This window comes from Bradyrhizobium sp. MI1.3 (genome assembly GCF_055811695.1).
In genome coordinates this window covers 41,230-61,596 of record NZ_JBVVPQ010000047.1, presented here as the reverse complement: position 1 = coordinate 61,596, position 20,367 = coordinate 41,230, and the positions used below count along the sequence as shown (strand labels likewise).

At 65.1% G+C, this 20,367-nt stretch carries 14 protein-coding genes; 12 read left to right on the top strand and 2 right to left on the bottom strand.

Annotated features, from left to right (window positions below):
* Positions 1 to 316: 316 nt before the first annotated feature.
* From AC0L3A_RS28025 to AC0L3A_RS27980, 10 genes are all read left to right on the top strand, one after another.
* Positions 317 to 3,586, top strand: coding sequence for a transglutaminase family protein (locus AC0L3A_RS28025; protein ID WP_007593652.1), 3,270 nt, complete (start codon positions 317 to 319; stop codon positions 3,584 to 3,586).
* A gap of 27 nt (positions 3,587 to 3,613) precedes the next feature.
* Positions 3,614 to 6,139 carry a circularly permuted type 2 ATP-grasp protein gene (locus tag AC0L3A_RS28020; RefSeq protein WP_007593651.1) on the top strand — a complete coding sequence of 842 codons (2,526 nt, stop codon included), beginning with the start codon at positions 3,614 to 3,616 and terminating at the stop codon, positions 6,137 to 6,139.
* Positions 6,136 to 7,014 carry a transglutaminase family protein gene (locus tag AC0L3A_RS28015; RefSeq protein WP_007593649.1) on the top strand — a complete coding sequence of 293 codons (879 nt, stop codon included), beginning with the start codon at positions 6,136 to 6,138 and terminating at the stop codon, positions 7,012 to 7,014. The genes AC0L3A_RS28020 and AC0L3A_RS28015 overlap by 4 nt, the downstream gene beginning before the upstream one ends.
* A gap of 216 nt (positions 7,015 to 7,230) precedes the next feature.
* Positions 7,231 to 8,058, top strand: coding sequence for an HD domain-containing protein (locus tag AC0L3A_RS28010; RefSeq protein WP_007593648.1), 828 nt, complete (start codon positions 7,231 to 7,233; stop codon positions 8,056 to 8,058).
* Positions 8,059 to 8,181: 123 nt separating this feature from the next.
* Positions 8,182 to 9,072 (top strand): alpha/beta fold hydrolase, encoded by an 891-nt coding sequence (locus tag AC0L3A_RS28005; protein ID WP_007593647.1) that lies wholly within the window; start codon positions 8,182 to 8,184, stop codon positions 9,070 to 9,072.
* A 138-nt stretch (positions 9,073 to 9,210) separates the two neighbouring features.
* Positions 9,211 to 9,837 carry a GTP cyclohydrolase I FolE gene (gene folE / locus AC0L3A_RS28000; protein ID WP_007593645.1) on the top strand — a complete coding sequence of 209 codons (627 nt, stop codon included), beginning with the start codon at positions 9,211 to 9,213 and terminating at the stop codon, positions 9,835 to 9,837.
* Positions 9,838 to 9,864: 27 nt separating this feature from the next.
* On the top strand, positions 9,865 to 11,388 hold the full coding sequence (locus AC0L3A_RS27995; RefSeq protein ID WP_007593643.1) for an FAD-dependent oxidoreductase: 1,524 nt from the start codon (positions 9,865 to 9,867) through the stop codon (positions 11,386 to 11,388).
* A 127-nt stretch (positions 11,389 to 11,515) separates the two neighbouring features.
* Positions 11,516 to 12,091 (top strand): HdeD family acid-resistance protein, encoded by a 576-nt coding sequence (locus AC0L3A_RS27990; RefSeq protein ID WP_473255488.1) that lies wholly within the window; start codon positions 11,516 to 11,518, stop codon positions 12,089 to 12,091.
* A gap of 112 nt (positions 12,092 to 12,203) precedes the next feature.
* Complete coding sequence (locus AC0L3A_RS27985; RefSeq protein ID WP_219684798.1) at positions 12,204 to 13,412, top strand: ABC transporter substrate-binding protein; 1,209 nt, start codon at positions 12,204 to 12,206, stop codon at positions 13,410 to 13,412.
* A gap of 187 nt (positions 13,413 to 13,599) precedes the next feature.
* Positions 13,600 to 14,832 carry an acyl-CoA dehydrogenase family protein gene (locus AC0L3A_RS27980; RefSeq protein ID WP_007593638.1) on the top strand — a complete coding sequence of 411 codons (1,233 nt, stop codon included), beginning with the start codon at positions 13,600 to 13,602 and terminating at the stop codon, positions 14,830 to 14,832.
* Positions 14,833 to 14,955: 123 nt separating this feature from the next.
* Here AC0L3A_RS27980 and AC0L3A_RS27975 read toward each other — a convergent pair whose 3' ends face one another.
* Complete coding sequence (locus tag AC0L3A_RS27975) at positions 14,956 to 16,398, bottom strand: MFS transporter (protein ID WP_007593635.1); 1,443 nt, start codon at positions 16,396 to 16,398, stop codon at positions 14,956 to 14,958.
* 106 nt (positions 16,399 to 16,504) lie between these two features.
* Between AC0L3A_RS27975 and AC0L3A_RS27970 the strand changes: the two genes are divergently transcribed.
* Positions 16,505 to 17,437, top strand: a complete 933-nt coding sequence (locus AC0L3A_RS27970) for a LysR substrate-binding domain-containing protein (protein WP_473255487.1) — start codon at positions 16,505 to 16,507, stop codon at positions 17,435 to 17,437.
* 235 nt (positions 17,438 to 17,672) lie between these two features.
* Complete coding sequence (locus AC0L3A_RS27965; protein WP_007593634.1) at positions 17,673 to 18,164, top strand: septal ring lytic transglycosylase RlpA family protein; 492 nt, start codon at positions 17,673 to 17,675, stop codon at positions 18,162 to 18,164.
* Positions 18,165 to 18,535: 371 nt separating this feature from the next.
* On the opposite strand, the gene AC0L3A_RS27960 is transcribed toward AC0L3A_RS27965, so the two are convergent.
* A complete protein-coding gene (locus tag AC0L3A_RS27960; RefSeq protein ID WP_007593633.1) occupies positions 18,536 to 20,275 on the bottom strand; it encodes a methyl-accepting chemotaxis protein in 1,740 nt (579 codons plus the stop codon).
* Between the last annotated feature and the right edge of the window lie 92 nt (positions 20,276 to 20,367).

Sequence of the window (20,367 nt, the reverse complement as noted above, 5' to 3'; positions counted from 1 at the left end):
TCCTGCAACGGCTGACGTCAGCGGCGTAGGGCCTTCGATGCAGATGCACTCTGCTAACCCTCTCCCCTTGTGGGAGAGGGTGGCTCGCCGCTCAGCAGCGAGACGGGCGAGGGGTCTCTCTCCGCGCGCACCTCTCACGCCGGAATTCGCGGAGACGTACCCCTCATCCGGCGCTTCGCGCCACCTTCTCCCACAAGGGGAGAAGGAAGAAAGCGACCGCCCGCACCTTGCGTAGGCACCCTTTGCCCGTTGTTAGTGCTTGATCGAGGTCACCAGCGGTGTTCTGCTCAAAAAAGCTGCTGGAGTACCGCACCCCGTGTCGATCTACGTCGCATTACACCACGTCACGCACTACAAATACGACCGCCCGATCGATCTCGGCCCGCAGACCATCCGTCTGCGGCCGGCGCCGCATACGCGCACGCCGATCCTGAGTTATTCGCTCAAGGTCACGCCGGCCAATCATTTCGTGAACTGGCAGCAGGATCCGCTGGGCAATTGGATCGCGCGTTATGTCTTCCCGGAGAAGACGACCGAGCTCAAGATCGAGGTCGATTTCACGGCGCAGATGACCACGGTCAATCCGTTCGACTTCTTCGTCGAGCCCTATGCCGACAGCTTTCCGTTCGAATATACGCAAGATCTCAAGACCGAACTCGCGCCTTATCTCGAGACCGTCAAGCCCGATCGGCTGTTCGCGAAATATCTCGACACGATCCCGCCCGAAGCCCCGAACACCGTCAACTTCCTGGTCGACCTGAACAGGGAGCTGCAGAAAAAGATCGGCTACGTCATCCGCATGGAGGCGGGCGTGCAGACGCCGGAGGAGACGCTCTCCTCCGCGGCCGGCTCATGCCGTGACTCCGCCTGGCTTCTGATCCAGACCTTCCGTCATCTCGGTCTCGCCGCCCGTTTCGTCTCCGGCTATCTGATCCAGGTCCGTCCCGACATCGATCCGATCGAGGGGCCGCCGGAGGTCGAGAACGATTTCACCGATCTCCACGCCTGGGCCGAGGTCTACCTGCCGGGCGCCGGCTGGATCGGCTTCGACGCGACCTCGGGCATGCTCGCGGGCGAGGGCCACATCCCGGTCGCGGCGACGCCGCACTACCGCTCGGCCGCGCCGATCTCCGGCGGGGCCGGCTTTGCCGAGGTCGAATTCGCCTTCGACATGAGCGTCAAGCGCATTCGCGAGGCGCCGCGCATCACAAAACCGTTCTCGGACGAATCCTGGATACGGCTCAACGATCTCGGCGAGCAGGTCGACGGCGATCTTGCGGCGCAGGACGTGCGTCTGACCATGGGCGGCGAGCCGACCTTCGTCTCCGTCGATGATCTCGAAGGCGCCGAGTGGAACACGGATGCCGTCGGTCCGACCAAGCGCGGGCTCGCCGACGATCTGATCCGCCGCCTGCGCGCGCGTTTCGGACCCGGGGGCCTGCTGCACTTCGGGCAGGGCAAATGGTATCCCGGCGAAAGCCTGCCGCGTTGGGCGTTCGGCCTGTACTGGCGCAAGGACGGCGTGCCGATCTGGAAGAATGCCGACCTCATTGCCAGCATTGAAAATCCGCGGCCGGCACAGGCCAAGGACGTCCAGGCGTTCGTGGAAGGCGCGGCGTTACGGCTTGGCCTCGATCCCGGTTACATCATGCCGGCCTATGAGGACACCGCGTACTGGCTGCAGAAGGAATCCGAGCTTCCCGTCAACGTCGATCCCTCCGATTCCAAATTGTCCGATCCGGAGGCCCGCGCGCGGATGGCGCGGGTGTTCGAGCAGGGGCTCAACAATCCTCGCGGCTTCGTGCTGCCGGTGCAGCGCTGGAACGCGGCACCACGCTGGCGCAGCGAGCGCTGGCAGCTCCGGCGCAGTCATCTGTTCCTGATGCCGGGCGATTCGCCGCTCGGCCTGCGCCTGCCGCTGGACTCGCTCGGCTATGTCCCGCCCGATCAATATCCCTACATCGTCGAGCGGGACCCGATGGAGGCCCGCGGCAAGCTGCCGGTGTTCAGCCTTCCGGCGCGTCCCGACTCGCCGGAGCGGCTTGAGCCGGAAGAGCTCAACACCTCCGTCCCGGTCCGCACCGCGATGTCGGTCGAGGTTCGCGATGGCGTGCTCTGTGCCTTCATGCCGCCGGTCGAGCAGATCGAGGATTATCTCGAGATGATCGCGGCGCTCGAAGCCACGGCCGAGGAGATGCAGCTCCAGGTCCACGTCGAGGGTTATCCGCCGCCATTCGATCCGCGCGTCGACGTCATCAAGGTGACGCCCGATCCCGGCGTGATCGAGGTCAACGTCCAGCCGGCAAAAAACTGGCGCGAGGCGGTCGACATCACCGCCGGGCTCTATGAAGATGCCGGCAAGACGCGCCTCGGCGCCAATCGCTTCCTGGTCGACGGCCGCCACACCGGCACCGGCGGCGGCAATCACGTCGTGGTCGGCGGCTCGAGCCCGCAGGACTCGCCGTTCCTGCGCCGGCCTGATCTGTTGAAGAGCCTGGTGCTGCACTGGCAGCGTCATCCGTCGCTGTCCTATTTCTTCTCCGGCCTGTTCATCGGCCCGACCAGCCAGGCACCGCGCATCGACGAAGCCCGCCACGACAGCATTTACGAGCTCGAGGTGGCGCTCACGCACGTGCCGCCGCCGGGCACTCAGGCGCCGCTGTGGCTGGTGGATCGCTTGTTCCGGCATCTCCTTGTCGACATCACCGGCAACACCCATCGCGCCGAGATCTGCATCGACAAGCTCTATTCACCGGACGGCACGACCGGCCGCCTCGGCCTGGTCGAATTCCGCGCGCTCGAAATGCCGCCGGATCCGCGCATGTCGCTGGCGCAGCAGCTGCTGATCCGCGCGCTGATCGCAAAATTCTGGCGCGAGCCGCAACAAGGCAAGTTCGTGCGCTGGGGCACCGCGCTGCACGACCGCTTCATGCTGCCGCACTTCATCTGGGAAGATTTCCTCGAAGTGCTGACCGAGTTGAAGCAGTCCGGCTATCCGTTCGAGCCCGAATGGTATCTGGCCCAGCTCGAATTCCGCTTCCCCGCCTTCGGCCGCATCCATCATGGCGGCGTGACGCTGGAGCTGCGGCAGGCGCTGGAGCCCTGGCACGTGCTCGGCGAGGAGGGCTCGGCCGGCGGCACCGTGCGCTATGTCGACTCATCGGTCGAGCGGCTTCAGGTCAAGGCGGAAGGCTTCGTCGAGGGCCGCCATATCGTCACCTGCAACGGCCGTCGCCTGCCGATGACCGCCACCGGCCGCTCCGGCGAAGCCGTGGCCGGCGTCCGCTTCAAGGCCTGGCAGCCGGCCTCCGGCCTGCACCCCACCATTCCCGTTCACGCGCCACTGACGTTCGACCTCATTGACACCTGGAACGGCCGCTCGCTCGGCGGCTGCGTCTATCACGTCGCCCATCCCGGCGGCCGCAGCTACGACACCAAGCCGGTCAACACCTACGAGGCCGAGGCGCGGCGGCTGGCGCGCTTCCAGGACCACGGCCATACGCCGGGCCCGATGCAGCCGCCGCCCGAGGAACGCACAAATGAGTTTCCGCTGACCCTCGACTTGCGGTCCCCGCTCCTGCAATGAGTATGATGCGGGGGCAGGGAGAGGCGCATGGCCGAGGGCGCAGCCGAAGAGGACGACAAGGCGGGTAAGGCGCAAGGTCAACGTGAAGGCCAGCGCCGTTTTGCGCAATGGGTCCGCGACTATAAGCGCCTTCCCGGCATCCCCGACGAGTTTCTCGGCCCGGACGGCAAGCCCCGCGCCGTCTGGAGCCGCTTCTTCGATGCCTTCGGCGGGCTCGCGCCCGACGAGGTCGAGCGGCGGTTCGGCATGGCCGACCGTCATCTCCGCGAGGCCGGCGTCACCTATCGCGCGCCCGGCGAGAGCGCCGACCGGCCCTGGTCGATCAGCCATCTGCCGCTGCTGATCGACGAGGCCGACTGGAAGCAGCTGTCCGACGGCATCACCCAGCGCGCCGAGCTGCTCGAGCTCGTGCTGCGCGACATCTATGGCGAGGGCCGCCTCGTCGCCGAAGGCGCGCTGCCGGCGGCCGCGATCGCCGGGAGCCCCGAATATCTCCGCCCCGTCTGCGGCGTGCCGCCGCCGGGCGGGCGCTATCTCTCGCTCTATGCCGCCGATGTCGGCCGCGGGCCCGACGGCCGCTGGTGGGTGCTCGGCGACCGCACGCAGGCGCCGTCGGGCGCGGGCTATGCGCTGGAGAACCGCCTGGTGCTCTCGCGCGCCTTCTCGGATCTCTACAAGTCGATGAACGTGCCGCGCGTCGCGCCGTTCTTCGAGGCCTTTCGCGACAGTCTTCGGGCGCGCGCCGACCGCGACGAGCCGCGGATCGGCGTGCTGACGCCGGGCAGTTTCAGCGAGACCTATTTCGAGCACGCGACGCTGGCGCGCTATCTCGGCTTCCTGCTGGTCGAGGGCGACGATCTCGCCGTCAGCGACAACCATATCCACATCCGCACGGTTGCGGGCCTCAAGCGCCTCGACGTGCTGCTGCGCCGCGTCGATTCCAATTCGCTCGATCCGCTCGAACTCGATGCCTCCTCGCGGCTCGGCGTGCCCGGCCTGATCGACGTGCTGCGCAAGGACGGCGTCGTCGTCGCCAACATGCCGGGCTCGGGCGTCCTGGAGGCGCGCGCGATGCTCGGCTTCCTGCCGGCGCTCAGCCGCCGCCTGCTCGGTGAGGAGCTGAAGATGCCGCACATCGCGACCTGGTGGTGCGGCCAGCGCTCGGCGCGCGACGAGGTGTTGTCGCGGCTCGACCGGGTCGCGATCGAGGGGGCCTATCGCCGCGGCGTTCCCGGCTTCGACAGCAATGGCCCCGTGCTCGCGAGCGAGCTCGATGCGGCCGAACGCCAGCGCCTGATCGACGCAATCAGCGCGCGCGGCATGGACTATGTCGGCCAGGAGGTGGTGCGGCTCTCGACCATGCCGGTGTGGGAGCAGGGGCAGATCACCCCGCGCCCCTTCGTGCTGCGCGTGTTCGCGGCCGCAACTCCCGACGGCTGGGCCATCATGCCCGGCGGCTTCTGCCGGATCGCCGAGCAGCCGGATGCGCGCGCGGTGTCGATGGGGGACGGCGCGCGTTCCGCCGACGTCTGGGTGGTCTCGGACAAGCAGGTCTCGACCGCGACGCTGCTGCCTGCGGTCGACAAGGTGCGCATCCGCCGTATCGCCGGCGTGCTGCCGAGTCGCGCCGCCGACAATCTGTTCTGGCTCGGCCGCTATCTCGAACGCGCCGAGGCGACGCTGCGGCTGGTGCGGGCGCTGGGCTCGCCGAGCGGGCCCAACAAGGGCACCGCGGCGTCGCTGCAATCGGCCGAGCGTATCCAGCGCCTGCTGGTGACCTGGGGCGCGATCTCGCAGACCTCGCGCGCGGCGCCCGGCCGCATCGTCGCCGAGGCGCTGCAGAGCCCGGAGCGTTTCGGCTCGGCACTGTCGCTGGTCCGCGCGGCCCAGCGCACGGCGACCTCCTTGCGCGAGCGGCTGTCGCCCGATGCCTGGCAGGTCATCACCGAGATGACCGAGCGGCTGGCCTTTGAGGTCGAGGACGACGACAGCGTGCTGAGCGCGGCCGAGCTGACCCTGCAGGAGCTCGCGAGCTTTGCCGGCCTTGCGCATGAGAACATGAACCGCGCCGCCGGCTGGCGCTTCCTCGATATCGGCCGCCGCACCGAGCGCGCCATCAACACCACGCGTTTTGCCCGGCAGTTTGCCTATGACGAAGCCGGCGACGAGGATCTCGATATCCTGCTCACGCTGGTGGATTGCCAGATCACCTACCGCTCGCGCTATCTGCTGGCGCCGATCCTGGCGCCGGTGCGGGACCTCGCCGTGCTCGACAGCTACAATCCGCGTTCGGTGGCGTTCCAGGTGACGGCGCTGAACGAGCACATCGCCGCACTGCCGAGCCTGAAGGAGCATGGCCTGATCGAGAAGCCGCAGCGGCTTGCGGTCGCGATGCAGGCGATGCTCGCGACCGCGGAGGCCGAGAAGCTCGAGGTCAAGACGCTGTTCGCCCTGGAGCAGGATCTGCTCAGCCTCGCCGAGGCAGTCGGGCAGCACTATTTCCCGCACGGCCCCAATGCCAGCCGCCCGGAAAAACTGACGGGGCTGGCGTGATCTACGATATCCGCCACGTCACCACCTACGAATACGAGAGTCCGGTCAGCTTCGCCCGCTGCACGCTGCGGTTGGAGCCGGGGAGCGGCCATGGCCAGGAGCTGATCTCGCATAAGGTCGAGATTCGTCCGCGCCCCGCGGAGCGTAGCGTCCGGCGCGATTTCTTCGGCACCCTGACCGAGAGCGTCGTGATCGAGGCCGCGCATCGCACTTTGCGTATCGATTCCCGCTCTCGCGTCAAGGTGTCGCGCCAGCCGCCGGCGCGCGCCGCTGCCAGCCCGACCTGGGAGAACATTCGCGACATCGCCTTCGAGGCGACGAGCCTCGGGCCGTCATCGCCGGTCGGCTATGTCTTTGCGAGCCCGCTGGTCCCGGTGCTGGGACCGGTCAGCGCCTATGCGGCGGAAAGCTTCGCGCCCGGCGCAGCCATCCTCGCCGGGGCGGTCGATCTGATGCATCGCATCCGCACCGAATTTCGCTACGACCCCAAAGCGACGGTGATCTCGACGCCGCTTGACGAGGTCTTCGTCAAGCGCCATGGCGTCTGTCAGGATTTTGCCCATGTGATGATTGCGGGCTTGCGCGGGCTGGGCCTGCCCGCGGCCTATGTCAGCGGATATCTGCGCACCATTCCGCCGGCGGGCCAGCCGCGCCTGCAGGGCGCCGACGCTACCCATGCCTGGGTGTCGCTGTGGTGCGGGGAGGAGCTTGGCTGGGTCGATTTCGATCCGACCAACGATCTTATGGTTGCTGGCGATCATATCGTGCTCGCGGTCGGCCGCGACTTTTCCGACGTTTCGCCGGTCGACGGCATCATCGTCGGCTCGCCGAAGCAGAAGCTCGACGTCGCCGTCGACGTGCTTCTGGTGGAATGATTACGGGTCCTGCCGTGCCCGCGACGCCCAGCCCGGGTGTGTCGGGCCGGCACCGCAATCGCGATATCGCGGGGCACAACCGCAACATATTTCCGTATTTTCGTTCCCGGGTTTGGCCAGTCGGCCCAAGTTGGGCTAAGCTGGCCTTTGCGTCGAGGACATGAATGAGACGTCGGGAGTTGGCGTGGAACACCACCGACAAGCGGGGCTGCATCCATGATCACGTTACCGAAACTGGCGGCGGAGACCCTGGAGAAGTTGCTGGGATCGTTCATGCGTCGTCGGTACGACGAGTCCTACGCCAGAGTGCTGGAAGGCTCGACTCGGACGGCGATGGAATGCATCGGCAACAGCGACGCACTCTATCACAACATCGAGCACACGATGTTGGTGACGCTGGCCGCTCAGGCGATCCTGATGGGACGTAATCTCCACACGCATCTTGCGGCTGAGGACTACATCAACGTTCTGATCGCATGCCTTGCGCACGACATCGGCTATGTCCGCGGTCTGTTTCCGGAGGATGATGAAGACGGTTTCATCATCGATGATTCCGGCACCAAGGTGGCGCTGCCGCGTGGCGCTTCGGATGCCAGCCTGATGATGTATCACGTCGATCGCTCGAAGCTTTTTGTACGGCGGCGGCTGCCGCAAGTTCGGGGCGTGGACAGCGAGCGCGTCGCCCGCGCCATCGAGGGAACCCGCTTCCCGGCCCGCGAAGGGCAGGAATACGACGACGACGCCTCGATCCTGCGCGCTGCCGATTTCATCGGGCAACTCGGCGACCCCAACTATCTGCGCAAGGCCAACGCGCTCTATTACGAATTCGAAGAAGTCGGCATGAACCGCCAGCTCGGTTACGATTCGCCGGCCGATATCGTGAACCGCTATCCGCAGTTCTATTGGAATAGCGTCGCACCGCACATTCAGACCGAGATCGGCTACCTCAACAAGACCGAGATCGGTCGGCAGTGGATCGCCAACCTCTACAGCAACGTGTTCCGCGCCGAACGCGACATCACGTTGTCCGGGCCGCAGAAGTAGGGCGGACTCTCGTAGCCCGGATGGAGCGAAGCGCAATCCGGGAAACCTGTCGCTGCGCACGCACCGCCCCGCATTCCGCTTCGCTGCATGCGGGCTACGACATTGCAAATCGGTCAGTCGATCATGCAACAAAAAACAATCGCCACCGATATCCTCGACATTGCCTATCGTGAATACGGCGCGCCGGACGGCTGGCCCTGCATCATGGGTCACGGCTTTCCCTACGACGTGAACGCCTATGCCGAGACCGCGCCGATCATCGCGCAAGCGGGCGCGCGGGTGCTGGTGCCCTGGCTCCGCGGCTACGGGCCGACGCGATTCCGCTCCGCTGCGACGTTGCGCTCCGGCGAGCAGGCGGCGCTTGGCGCCGATCTGCTGGCCTTCATGGATGCGCTTGGAATCTCGCGCGCGGTGGTCGGCGGTTACGACTGGGGCGGGCGCGCGGCCTGCGTGGTCTCGGTGCTGCATCCGGAGCGCGTGATCGCGCTCGTCTCGGGCAATTCCTACAACATCCAGAACATCGCGCGTTCGATGGAGCCGGCTTCGCCACCGGAGGAGGCGGCGCTCTGGTATCAATATCTCTTCCACAACGAGCGCGGCCGCCGCGCGCTGGAGCGCAACCGGCGCGGTTTTGCGCGCCAGCTCTGGTCGATGTGGTCGCCGACATGGGCGTTCGACGATGCGACGTTCGAGACCAGCGCAATGTCGTTCGACAATCCTGATTTCGTCGATGTCGTGATCCACTCCTATCGACATCGTTACGCGCTGGTCGCGGGCGATCCCGCCTATGCCGCGATCGAGGCGAAGCTCGCCGCCCAGCCGCCGGTCCGGGTGCCGACCATCGCGATCGATGGCGACAGCGACGGCGTCAATTCCGGCACGGCGCACCATGCAGGCAAATTCGAGGGCTTTTTCGAGCGGCGCGTCTTTGCAAGGGCCGGCCACAATTTGCCGCAGGAGCGGCCGGCCGAATGGGCGCAGGCCGTGCTCGATGTGCGGAAAGCGGCCTCATAGAGCCGGGTTTCTCGTCCCCACTGTCTTGCCGCTCTCGCAGCTTCCGATTTTTCCTGATCCCGGGAACCTTTTCCAATCGCAGCCGTCCAAGCTGTGGGGCCGCTTTCTGTATGCGGTTCGTTGCAGGGGAGGTTTTCGATGAAGACGCAAACGCGCAGGCTGGAACGTGTCGCGGTCGCGCAGGCGCCGAGCGAGCGGCCTGAGAGGGCGGAGGTCGAGCAGGCGATCCGGACCATGATCCGCTGGGCCGGCGATGATCCCGCGCGCGACGGTCTGCGCGATACGCCGGGCCGGGTCGCCCGCGCCTTCGAGGAGTATTTCTCCGGCTATGCGCAGGATCCGACCGAAATCCTGCAAAAGACGTTTGAGGAGATCGAAGGCTATGACGAGATGATCGTTCTGCGCGGTGTTCGCTTCGAAAGCCATTGCGAGCACCACATGGCACCGATCGTCGGCCGCGCCTGGGTCGCTTATATCCCGCAAGGGCGCGTCGTCGGCATCTCCAAGCTCGCGCGTCTCGTCGACATCTACGCCAAGCGGCTTCAGATCCAGGAGAAGATGACCGCACAGATCGCCAACACCATCAACGATGTGCTGAGGCCCGAAGGCGTCGGGGTCATCATCAAGGCAACGCATCACTGCATGACCACGCGCGGCGCGCACAAGCCCGGGACCGATCTCGTCACCAGCCGCATGCTCGGCGTGTTCCGCGACAATGCGTTGACACGCCAGGAGCTGCTGGGGCTGGCCAATTCGGACGATTGATCCGCGGCGACCCAAGGAGGCAACGCCATGACTGAGGACAAGAAGCCAAGCGGGCCCGACCTGAGCAGGGGCGTGACGCTCGCCGCGTTCAAGGGCGGCAAATTGCTCGGCCATGTCGGCGAGGAAGACGTTCTGTTGGTGCAGGCCGGCAGCGAGATCTTTGCGATCGAGCCGGCCTGCAGCCACTATCACGGCCCGCTCGCCGAAGGACTGGTGGTTGGCGACACCATCCGCTGTCCCTGGCACCACGCCTGCTTCTCCTTGCGGTCAGGCGAGGCGACCCGTCCGCCGGCGCTGAATGCGCTGGCGGTGTGGGAGGTCTCGCGCGATCAGGACAAGATCATCGTTGAGCGCAAGCGCGAGATGCCGAAGCCTCCGGCGCCTCATCGGACAGCGCCAACGCCGGAAAAATTCGTTATCATCGGCGGCGGCGCGGCGGGTTTCGCGGCGGCGGAGACGCTCCGTCGCGAGGGCTTTGCCGGCGCCATCACCATGCTTAGCAATGACAGCGCGATGCCGGTGGACCGGCCCAATCTCTCCAAGGATTACCTCGCGGGCAACGCGCCGGAGGATTGGCTGCCGCTGCGGGGCGAGGACTACTATCGGGACGCCGGCATCGATCTCAGGCTCAACACGAATGTCGCCGCGATCGAGGCGAAGACGCGCAGCGTGACGCTGGGCAACGGCGACAGGCTGCCGTTCGATCGGCTGCTGCTCGCGACCGGCGCCGAGCCGGTCAGATTGCAGATTCCGGGTGCCGACCAGCCTCATGTCTACACGGTGCGCTCCGTCGCCGACAGCCGCGCCATCATCAAGGCGGCCGCCAGCGCCAAGCGCGCGCTGGTAATCGGCGCCAGCTTCATCGGCCTCGAAGTTGCGGCCTCCTTGCGGGCACGCAAGATCGAGGTGCACGTGGTCGCGCCGGACGAACGGCCGATGCAGAAGGTGCTCGGTCCCGAGATGGGCGACTTCGTGCGCGCGCTGCATGAGGAGAACGGCGTCAACTTCCATCTCGAGGACACGGTGGAGAAGCTGGACGGCACGCGCGCCACGTTGAATAGCGGCGGCGTGATCGAGGCCGACCTGGTCGTGGTCGGCATCGGCGTCAAGCCGCGCCTCGCGCTCGCCGAGCAAGCGGGACTTGCGGCCGACCGGGGCGTCAGCGTCAGCGGATATCTGGAGACCAGCATAGCCGGTATCTTCGCGGCCGGCGACATCGCGCGCTGGCCCGATCCGCATTCGCGGCAAACCATCCGCGTCGAGCACTGGGTCGTGGCGGAGCGGCAGGGCCAGACCGCGGCACGCAACATGCTCGGCAAGCGCGAGCGCTTCGAAGCCGTGCCGTTCTTCTGGTCTCAGCACTATGACGTACCGATCAACTATGTCGGCCATGCCGAGAGCTTCGACGACATCGCGATCGACGGCAGCATTTCCGGCAAGGACTGCCTGCTGAAGTATCGCAAGGGCGGCCGCGTCCTCGCGGTTGCTTCAATTTATAGGGATCTCGACAATCTCAAGGCCGAGCTGGAGATGGAGCGAACACGCGGCTGAGGCGCGCATCCGGTCTTGATTTGCGTCAATGTTGCTGGCCGCGAGGGCTGCTGTGCTGGCTGTTGTCCCGGTGCGGCGCGCGCTATACTGGCCTGTGCTCGCGGGCTTCCATGCAGGAGTCACCGTCATGACAAGTGCCTCGGATACCTCCCATCCTTCCGGCCTGGGCTCCGGGATCTCGGCCCTGGATGCCAAATGGGGCTGGATCGTAGCCTTGGGAGTCGTCTACCTCGTCGCCGGCTTCGTCGCACTTGGCAGCGTGGTAATGGCGACGGTGGCGAGCGTCATCGTGGTTGGCGCCATGATGATCGTCGCGGGCGCGGCCGAAATCATCGGCGCGTTCCAGATGAAAAGCTGGGGCAAGTTTGTGATCTGGGCCTTGCTCGGCGTACTCTATGTTATCGCGGGCTTTCTCACCTTCGAGAACCCGCTGTTTGCTGCAGTGTTGCTGACTCTGTTCCTGGGCGCATCGCTGCTCGCCTCCGGCGCCGTCCGGCTCTTTCTCGCCTTCAGCATGAAGCGTGAAAGTCCATGGGTCTGGGTGGCGCTCTCGGGCGCCATCACGCTGCTGCTGGGGCTGTTGATCCTGGCACGTTGGCCGGTGAACAGCGTCTACATCCTCGGCCTGTTTCTCGGCATCGACCTGATCATGGCGGGCGCGGGGTGGGTGAGCCTGGGCTTCAGCCTGAAGCGGCGCCACTGATCAGCAACTCGACGCAAGACCCTCTCACGGAACTCCGCTGATCTGGCGTGCTGGCAAAAAGCAGCACGCCGCGCCTTCCGACCAGCGCGGCGATCATCACCGGGGAGAAACCATGAAAGCCGCTTTGGTCCTGGCTGCAGCCTTGGCTGCCTGCTTGTCCACGCCTGTCTCCGCGCAGAAATCTTACGGTCCCGGCATCAGCGACACCGAGATCAAGATCGGCAACACCATGCCCTATAGCGGCCCCGCATCGCCGCTCGGCATCACCGGCAGGGTGATCTCGGCCTATTTCGACGAGGTCAACGAGAAGGGCGGGATCAACGGCCGCAAGCTCAATCTCCTGTCGCTCGACGACGCCTTCTCGCCGCCGAAGACCATGGAAGCGGCGCGGCGGCTGGTCGAAGGCGACGGCGTCGCCTTCATCTTCGCGACCATGGGCACCGCGCCGAGCTCGGCGATCGCGAAATATCTCAACAGCAACAAGGTGCCGCAGCTGTTTCTGATCAGCTCGGCCTCGAAGTGGAACGACCCCGCCAACATGCCCTGGTCGATGGCGCTGCCATGGGCACCGAACTACACCAGCGAGGCCGCCATCGACGTCGCCTATGCCCGTGCCAAGAACCCGAACGCGCGCTTCGCGGTGCTCTATCAGAATGACGATGCCGGCAAGGAATATCTGCGCGGCGTCAAGGAAGCGCTTGGTGCCGACGCCGACAAGGCGATCGCGATGGCGTCGAGCTTCGAGGTCGCCGACCCCACCGTCGATTCCCAGGTGCTGACGCTCGCCAACACCAAGGCCGACGTGTTCATGATCTATTCGGTGACGCCGCGTGCCTGCGCCCAGGCGATCCGGAAAGCGCATGAGGTCGGCTGGCAGGCGACGCGCTTCCTCGCCTCGGGCTGCGCCAACAAGGCCACCGTGATGGTTCCGGCCGGCCTCGATGCCGGCAAGGGCGTGCTCTCGCTCGGCTCGCTCAAGCCGTTCGTCGAGGTGCCGAAGGACGATCCGGCGATGACGGCCTATATCGACTTCATGAAGAAGCGCCTGCCCAATGCCGACGTCAACAACGTCGCGGGTCTCTACGGCTACACCGTTGCCGAGGCATTGGTGGTCTTGCTGAAGCAGTGCAAGGACAATCTGACGCGCGAGAACATCATGGCGCAGGCGGCCAATTTGAAGAACGTGCCGCTGTCGCTGCTGATGCCCGGCATCACGCTCAACACCACGCCGCAGGATTTCCGCCCGATCAAGGACGGCTATATGCTCCAGTTCAACGGCAATGACTGGATCGTCGCGAGCGAGCTATTGCGCGGCACGTGAGGGGACTGCGCGAGGTCGACGAACGGGTTGAGGGAGCTCTCTCCGCGAGTTCGGAATCGTAGGGTGGGCAAAGGCGCACTTGCGCCGTGCCCACCACCTATCAATGCTTCGAGAGAAGCGGTGGGCACGCTTCGCTTTGCCCACCCTACGATACTGGCGCGAAGGTCGGCGAACGGGAGGATCAAGAATGGATTTTCAACACTCCGCCCGCTCGATGGAATTGCAAGAGCGCGTCCGCCGGTTCATGCGGACGCATGTCGAGCCGGTCGAGGAGCTCTATTACGAGCAGGTGAAGCCGGAAGCGACACGCTACAAGACGCCGCAGGTCCTTCAGGACCTGAAGCGGCTGGCGCGCGAGCAGGGGCTCTGGAACCTGTTCCTCTCCGGCGAGCACGGCCAAGACCTTAACAACACTGGCTTGACCAATCTCGAATATGCGCCCGTGAAGGAGATCATGGGCCGCATCCTTTGGGCGCCCGAGGTCTTCAATTGCTCGGCGCCCGATGTCGGCAACATGGAGGTGCTGGCCAATTACGGCACGCCGGCACAGCAGGAGCGCTGGCTGAAGCCGCTTTTGGAGGGGCGCATCCGCTCCGGCTTCTCGATGACGGAGCCGCAGGTCGCCTCCAGCGATGCCACCAACATCCAGTGCGAGATCAGGCGCGACGGCGGCGACTACGTCATCAACGGCCGCAAATGGTTCACCTCCGGCGCGATGAACGAGGATTGCGAGATCCTGATCGTGATGGGCAAGACCGCGCCTGACGATCCCGACCGCCACCGTCAGCAATCCATGATCCTGGTGCCGAAAGCGACGCCCGGCGTGCGCATCGTGCGCGACATGCTGACCTACGGCTATGACGACGCGCCGGTCGGCCATCCCGAGATCGTCTACGAGAACGTTCGCGTGCCCGCAGAGAACATCCTGCTCGGCGAGGGCCGCGGCTTCGAGATCGCGCAAGGCCGGCTCGGCCCCGGCCGTATCCATCATTGTATGCGGCTGATCGGCTGCGCCCAGCGTGCGCTCGAATTGATGTGCCAGCGCGCGGTCTCCCGCACGGCGTTCGGCAAGCCGCTCGCAGAGCAGGGCTCGGTGCGCGAGGACATCGCACATTCATTCTGCGAGATCGCGCAGGCGCGGCTCTTGACGCTGCAAGCCGCCGACAGGATGGACCGCGAGGGCAACAAGATGGCGCGCGACCTGATTGCGGCCGCCAAGATCGTGGTGCCCAGCATGGCCGCCCGCGTTATCGACCGCGCCATCCAGATCCACGGCGCCGCCGGCGTCTCGCAGGACACGTTCCTCGCCCGCGCCTATGTCTACGCCCGCTTCATCCGCATCGGCGACGGGCCGGATCAGGTGCATCTGGCTGCGGTGGGGAAGGAGCTGATCAAGCGGGGCGGGGTGATGGAGGGGTAGGTGGTTGCTCTTAGCCAGGGCGTGCAGTCATAGACGGCGGATGCCCGCTCATGGGGGTGAAGCAGATTGCGGCAACGCCGACACTTTGATTTTTGCTCCTGAACTGCCGTCGATCACCCGCCGCTATGCAGCCGGTTTCTCATCCATAAGCCAATAGACGATGGCTGTCAGAGCAAGGGTCGATGCGCCTGCAACGATAAACGGGGCGAGATAGTCGCCATTCGAACTGAACTGCAGGGCCGCGCCCAAAAGTGCGATCCCGAAGCTGAAACCGATTTGGCGCATCGTGACGCAGATGGCAGATGCGGTCGCCGCACGATCGCTTGGAACCGCCGACACGGCGGCGGCAGTGATCTGCGCGTTGATCACGGCACAGCCTGACCCGCTGACGAGCAACGCAATGACTGTCACTACCAGCGTGTCCGGCCCCACGTTTCCGCCGGAGATTGCACCAAGGGCCAGGTCAGCCACCCCGATAAGCGCGAGACCACCACAGAAGAACGAGCGTGATGGGATGCGGGTCGTCAAAACCGCTCCATAGCGCGGCAACACCATCATCGGCAATGTGAGCGCGACCAGGAGCCAGCCCGCCTCAAACGGACTGAGACCCAACGGACCGCGCGCCAATTGCGGCACGTAGACGAGAAGCGACCAGAAGCCGGTCGATCCCGCCATCGGGACGAGGCACATCGCGACGAACTGCCGAGATCCGAACAGCTTGAGATCGAACGCCGGGTTGGGATGTCGGCGTTCCACCCAAACGAAAAGGAGGAGCGCAATCCCCGAAGCGGCGAGTCCCGTCAGGAACGTCGCCGAGGCGACGCCACCAAGCGCAGCTGCTTCCAGCAACATAAACGCCAACGCCGCCGAAATTGTCGCAAGAAGGCCAGCACCGAGCCAATCCACCTTGGCGCTCGAACGCTGCTGGTCGAGCTCATTGCCAATTCTGTACAGCACCAGGAAGACCAAAACGGCGCAAAGCGGCAAGTTGATCCAGAAAATCCAGCGCCACCCGATCGTATCAGCCAGGAGCGATCCGAGCGGCGGGCCAGCGACCATCGAGGCACCGACGATCGTGCCCCAAAGTCCAAACGCCCGCGCACGTCGGGGCCCCTCGTAAGCACCAGCAAGGAGGGCAGACGAGGTGCTGGTGATGCAGGCACCGGCGATACCTTGCAATGTGCGGAATGTCAGCAAAACGTCGAGCGTGTTGGCGCACGCACACAGCAGAGAGGCCAGGCCAAACAGCCCTGCACCCCAGGTGAACATTTGAACGCGTCCGTATCTGTCGGCAAGGCTACCTGCAATCGGCAAACAGAAGATCAAGGCAAGGCTGTAGACGTCGATGACCCAGGCCGCTCGTGCGGAAGCGGCACCGAGATCGTGGCCAACATCGGGTAAGGCAGCCGCTAGAGCCGTCAGGTCGACTTGAAACAGAGAGCCGCTCAAGCACGCTGCAAGCAGCGTCGCCGTTTCCAGGGACATGCGATTGCCGCGATGGCCGTCATCGGCAAGCCAACTGGCGCTCGGCATTTCATCATCGTCGTGCTGAGGTTTGTCGAGCATGGTTGTTTCGGCCTCCATGGAGCATGGATGGCCGGGCAACGGGCTTTGGTCGAATGATGGTTCCTCAAAACCTCATGAATCGGTATCATGGCGTGAGGAGATCGAGATGCCACGCCGCTTGCCACCCTTCGCGCCCCTTGTCGCGTTCGACGCGGTCACCCGCCATGGCTCGTTCACGCGCGCCGCGGCGGAGTTGGGCGTCACGCAGAGTGCGGTCAGCCATCAGATCCGAAAACTGGAGGACCATTTCGGGGTTGCATTGTTGCAGCGGCAGAATCCAGGGGTCGGGATAACACCTGCCGGCGCGCAGCTTAGGCAAGAGCTTGCCGCAGCACTCGACGCGCTTGGTGCGCTGGATGCTCAGGTGCGGCGGCGCTCGAACCGAACGACGTTGCGCGTGGGCGCCGGCTCGGCGTTGGCAACATGGTGGCTCGTCCGCCGCCTGCCAGATTTTACGGCGCGATATCCGTCGATCAACGTTGATCTCAAACCACTGGAGACGGGTGACAGTTCAAAGCGGCCGCTCGACGTGCGAATTGTCTGGAACGCCGGCGAAGACGCACGGCGGACGTCTACTCAATTGCCGCTGTTTTGGGAGCGGATTTTTCCCGTCTGTGCGCCGCACCTGTTGCCCCGGCGGCGTCCCTTGACGGACCCCGACGGCTTGCTGACCCTGCCGCTCATCCACAAAGGCGACAACGCGACCGGCGACTGGGGTTGGCCCTCCTGGTTTAGACGCCTGGGATTGCCGAAATCGGGCGCTGCCGCTGGCAGCTTGACGCTGGACGACATGGGAATGTGCATGTCGGCTGCGGCCGAAGGAGCCGGGGTGACACTTGGGCGCTCACTTCTTGTGGCAGATGCGGTTTCGTCTGGACGCCTCGTGTCCGCACTCGCCGATTACCCCGCAGTCGAGTGCACGAAAATTCAGGTTGCCCAGTGGCCAGCCGATTTGATCGGCGATCGCAGCGTCGAGTTATTCGTGAATTGGCTCGCCGAGCAGGCCGAGACGACCGTGAGGAATATTTCGGCTGCATAGTCCTTTGCCGGCCCTCTGCCGATTTGTTAGGGGCCGGCACTGTCAGTTCGCAGCTATTCGTCGGGGCTCTCGTCGTCATGCTGTTGACGCAATGTCTGTCTTAGACGGCGACAACTAAAACGCCGTGCTGGAACCGTTGGGGTTCCTACAAACGGTTCCGGAGCCAGGGGTTGGCTCGACCCGCAAAACGATTTGCGGCATCGGAACCGAACAATCGAAAATCACAGGAGATATAATGGTGTTTCGATCGAGCGCCGCAATTTGCGGCGCCGTGGTTGCGCTTGCCGTTTCCGTTTCTATTGCGCGATGTGAAGCTGGTGGGGTTCACTCAAGCGCCGCCGACAATGCCGCTTCCGGGGAAGCGATCGTTGGCGCGGCATCCATGTACAATCCGTTCAAGCCCGGCAAAGAGGAGGGCGGCCCGAAGACGGCTTCCGGCGAGCGCTATGATCCCTCGGTCTGGTCGGCCGCCATCAAGACGAGCTTGCGTAAGAAATTCGGTGGGGTCCAATTTGGCGCGAAGCCGAAATATGCCCTCGTCGAGGCCGTCGGCAAGAAGGTCATCGTCAGGATAAATGACGTGGGACCGCTAAGGCCGGGCCGCATCATCGACTTCAATGAGCGGACGATGCGCCATTTCGATCCGAGCCTGGAGCGCGGGGTCATTCCTGACGTAAAAGTCCGGCCGCTTGCCGGCGGCGATTGGACACCCGGACCGGTTGGCTGAACCGTCGCATCAGAACGTCGAGCAACACGCCCGTCCAGAACAGTCGAGCGCCTCGATGGCTTCATCGCGTTTGTCTCGATCGGCGGGAAGCGTGCCTGACGCGTGGAGACACGACGCTTCGTTGGCGGGAAAAATTCGCGCGTACATTCCCTCGGCAGGACGACCAAGGTCTCGGGCGGCGCGCCTTCGCCATGATGACATCATGCCGGTGTTTTGCCCGACGAGTCAAATGTCATTTCGTAAAATACGAATATATTTGGACTAGAGCCAAGCCATTGATATCGCTGTCCCCGGCTACTGTGCATGGGGTTGTTTTCGCGTTTTTTGCTGGAGAGACCCCACCGCCGACTCTGCTGGCGATGGACGTGCTGCTAGCCCGCCTTGGCGACGCGGCCGTCCGCTGCGCCCGAGCGCAGGTTCTGGAAGAACTTCTCCACCTCGCGCGACAGCGTCTCCGCCGTCTCGGTCACGCTGCTCGCAGCCGTCAGCACCGAGGAGGCTGCAGTGTCGGTCTCGCCGATGGCGTCGCGGAGCGAGCTGATGTTGGCGACGAGGGTCTCGTTGCCTTGGGCCGCCGATTGCGCGTTGGACGAGATCTCGCGCGTGGCGGCGTCCTGCTGGCCGATGGCGCCGGCGATCGCCGAGGTGACGTCGTTGATCTCGCGCACTGCGCCGCCGATCTCGCGGACGGCGTCGACCGCGTTGCGGGTGGAGGACTGGATCATCGAGACGTTTTCGCTGATGTCGGCCGTGGCCTTCGCGGTCTGCCCCGCGAGCGCCTTGACTTCATGCGCGACGACGGCAAAGCCGCGGCCGGCATCGCCCGCGCGCGCGGCCTCGATGGTGGCATTGAGCGCGAGCAGATTGGTCTGCTCGGCGATCGCCTGGATCAGGCTGAGCACGCCGTCGATGCGTTGCGTGGCGGCCGCCAGGCTCTCGATCTCGGCGATCGATTTCTCGGTGCGCTGGCCGGTCTGCTCGACCGCGCTGGCGGATTGCCGCACCTGCCGGCCGATCTCCACCACCGACGCAGACAGCTCCTCGGCCGCGCCTGCCACCGCCGTGACGTTGTGCGAAGCCTGTTCGGTGGCGTTCGCCGCCGTGCCGGCGCGGCTGCTCGCGTCCGCGGTGACGCGGGTGATGGTCTGCGCCGTCTCGCGCATGACCGAGGCGTTGTCGCTGAGGCCGCGCATGATCGCGCCGATCGCCTCGCGAAACGCGTCGACGGATTGTTCGATGTGGCGGGCGCGCTCCTCGCGCGCGGCGGAGTCCTGCGAGACCTGCGAGGCGAGGTTGCGGTTGCGCGCCATCGCGTCCTGGAAGATCTGGATCGCGCGTGCCAGTGCGCCGATCTCGTCGGCCCGGTCAGAGTGGGGCACCACGACGTTCTCGGCGCCGTCAGCGACCTGCTTGATGGTCGCGGTGATGGCGGAGAGGGGGCGTGCGATCGAGCGGGCGATGATGACGATGCCGATCACGACGAGGGCGAGCGCCACGCCGGCGAGGCAGGTCAGGACCAAGGACAGGGTGCGATTGGTCTCGGTCTCGTGCGCGATTTGCCTTGCACGCTCGGCATAGACCTTGGACAGCGCCTCGAGATCCTTGTTCAGCGCCGAGCGCACGGCGCGGTTGGCGTCGTTGTCGCCCCATTCGCGGCCCGCGGCCGCATTGATCTCGACGCCGCGGCGCACCAGCTCCTTGCGAAACTCGACGAACTGCTCGATGCGCTTCTTGAACGTGGCGAACTGCTCGGCATCGTCAGCCTTGACGATGGTCTCCCAGCGCTTCACGACGTCAAGGATCTGGGCGTTGAACTTGAGCAGGCCCTCGCCGTACTTCTTCACCACGGCCGGTTCAGTCGACATGTAGACGCCGCGCGATTCCATCACGACCGCATAGACCAGCGAGTTGACCCGCTCGACGTTCAGCGCGGCGGCGTTCGCGGTCTCGATCGCGGTGGTCAGCTCGGCGCCGCGGCGGCTGTTGTAGTCGGACAGCATCGCGATCGCCGCCGTGAGAATCGCGAACAGCGCGAAGATGGCGTAGAGCTTGTTGGCAAGCGTGAAGCGGCCGGCGAGGCCGGTGGCATTCCCAGGTCGGTCAGTTGTCATGGTTTTCAGGGGCCCGAATGGCCGGGAGCGGCCGGAGAGCGCGGTCGTGCAAACTATTGCAAAACTATGCAGAATGAAGATGGACGCAGCGT

Excerpts from the sequence above, each read along its gene's own strand:
- AC0L3A_RS27980 (WP_007593638.1), top strand. The coding sequence starts at position 13,600 with ATGGATTTTCAACACTCCGCCCGCTCGATGGAATTGCAAGAGCGCGTC.
- AC0L3A_RS27965 (WP_007593634.1), top strand. The coding sequence starts at position 17,673 with ATGGTGTTTCGATCGAGCGCCGCAATTTGCGGCGCCGTGGTTGCGCTT.
- AC0L3A_RS28005 (WP_007593647.1), top strand. The coding sequence starts at position 8,182 with ATGCAACAAAAAACAATCGCCACCGATATCCTCGACATTGCCTATCGT.
- AC0L3A_RS27970 (WP_473255487.1), top strand. The coding sequence starts at position 16,505 with ATGCCACGCCGCTTGCCACCCTTCGCGCCCCTTGTCGCGTTCGACGCG.
- AC0L3A_RS27990 (WP_473255488.1), top strand. The coding sequence starts at position 11,516 with ATGACAAGTGCCTCGGATACCTCCCATCCTTCCGGCCTGGGCTCCGGG.
- AC0L3A_RS27960 (WP_007593633.1), bottom strand. The coding sequence starts at position 20,275 with ATGACAACTGACCGACCTGGGAATGCCACCGGCCTCGCCGGCCGCTTC.
- AC0L3A_RS27995 (WP_007593643.1), top strand. The coding sequence starts at position 9,865 with ATGACTGAGGACAAGAAGCCAAGCGGGCCCGACCTGAGCAGGGGCGTG.
- AC0L3A_RS27985 (WP_219684798.1), top strand. The coding sequence starts at position 12,204 with ATGAAAGCCGCTTTGGTCCTGGCTGCAGCCTTGGCTGCCTGCTTGTCC.
- AC0L3A_RS28020 (WP_007593651.1), top strand. The coding sequence starts at position 3,614 with ATGGCCGAGGGCGCAGCCGAAGAGGACGACAAGGCGGGTAAGGCGCAA.
- AC0L3A_RS27975 (WP_007593635.1), bottom strand. The coding sequence starts at position 16,398 with ATGCTCGACAAACCTCAGCACGACGATGATGAAATGCCGAGCGCCAGT.
- folE (WP_007593645.1), top strand. The coding sequence starts at position 9,211 with ATGAAGACGCAAACGCGCAGGCTGGAACGTGTCGCGGTCGCGCAGGCG.
- AC0L3A_RS28010 (WP_007593648.1), top strand. The coding sequence starts at position 7,231 with ATGATCACGTTACCGAAACTGGCGGCGGAGACCCTGGAGAAGTTGCTG.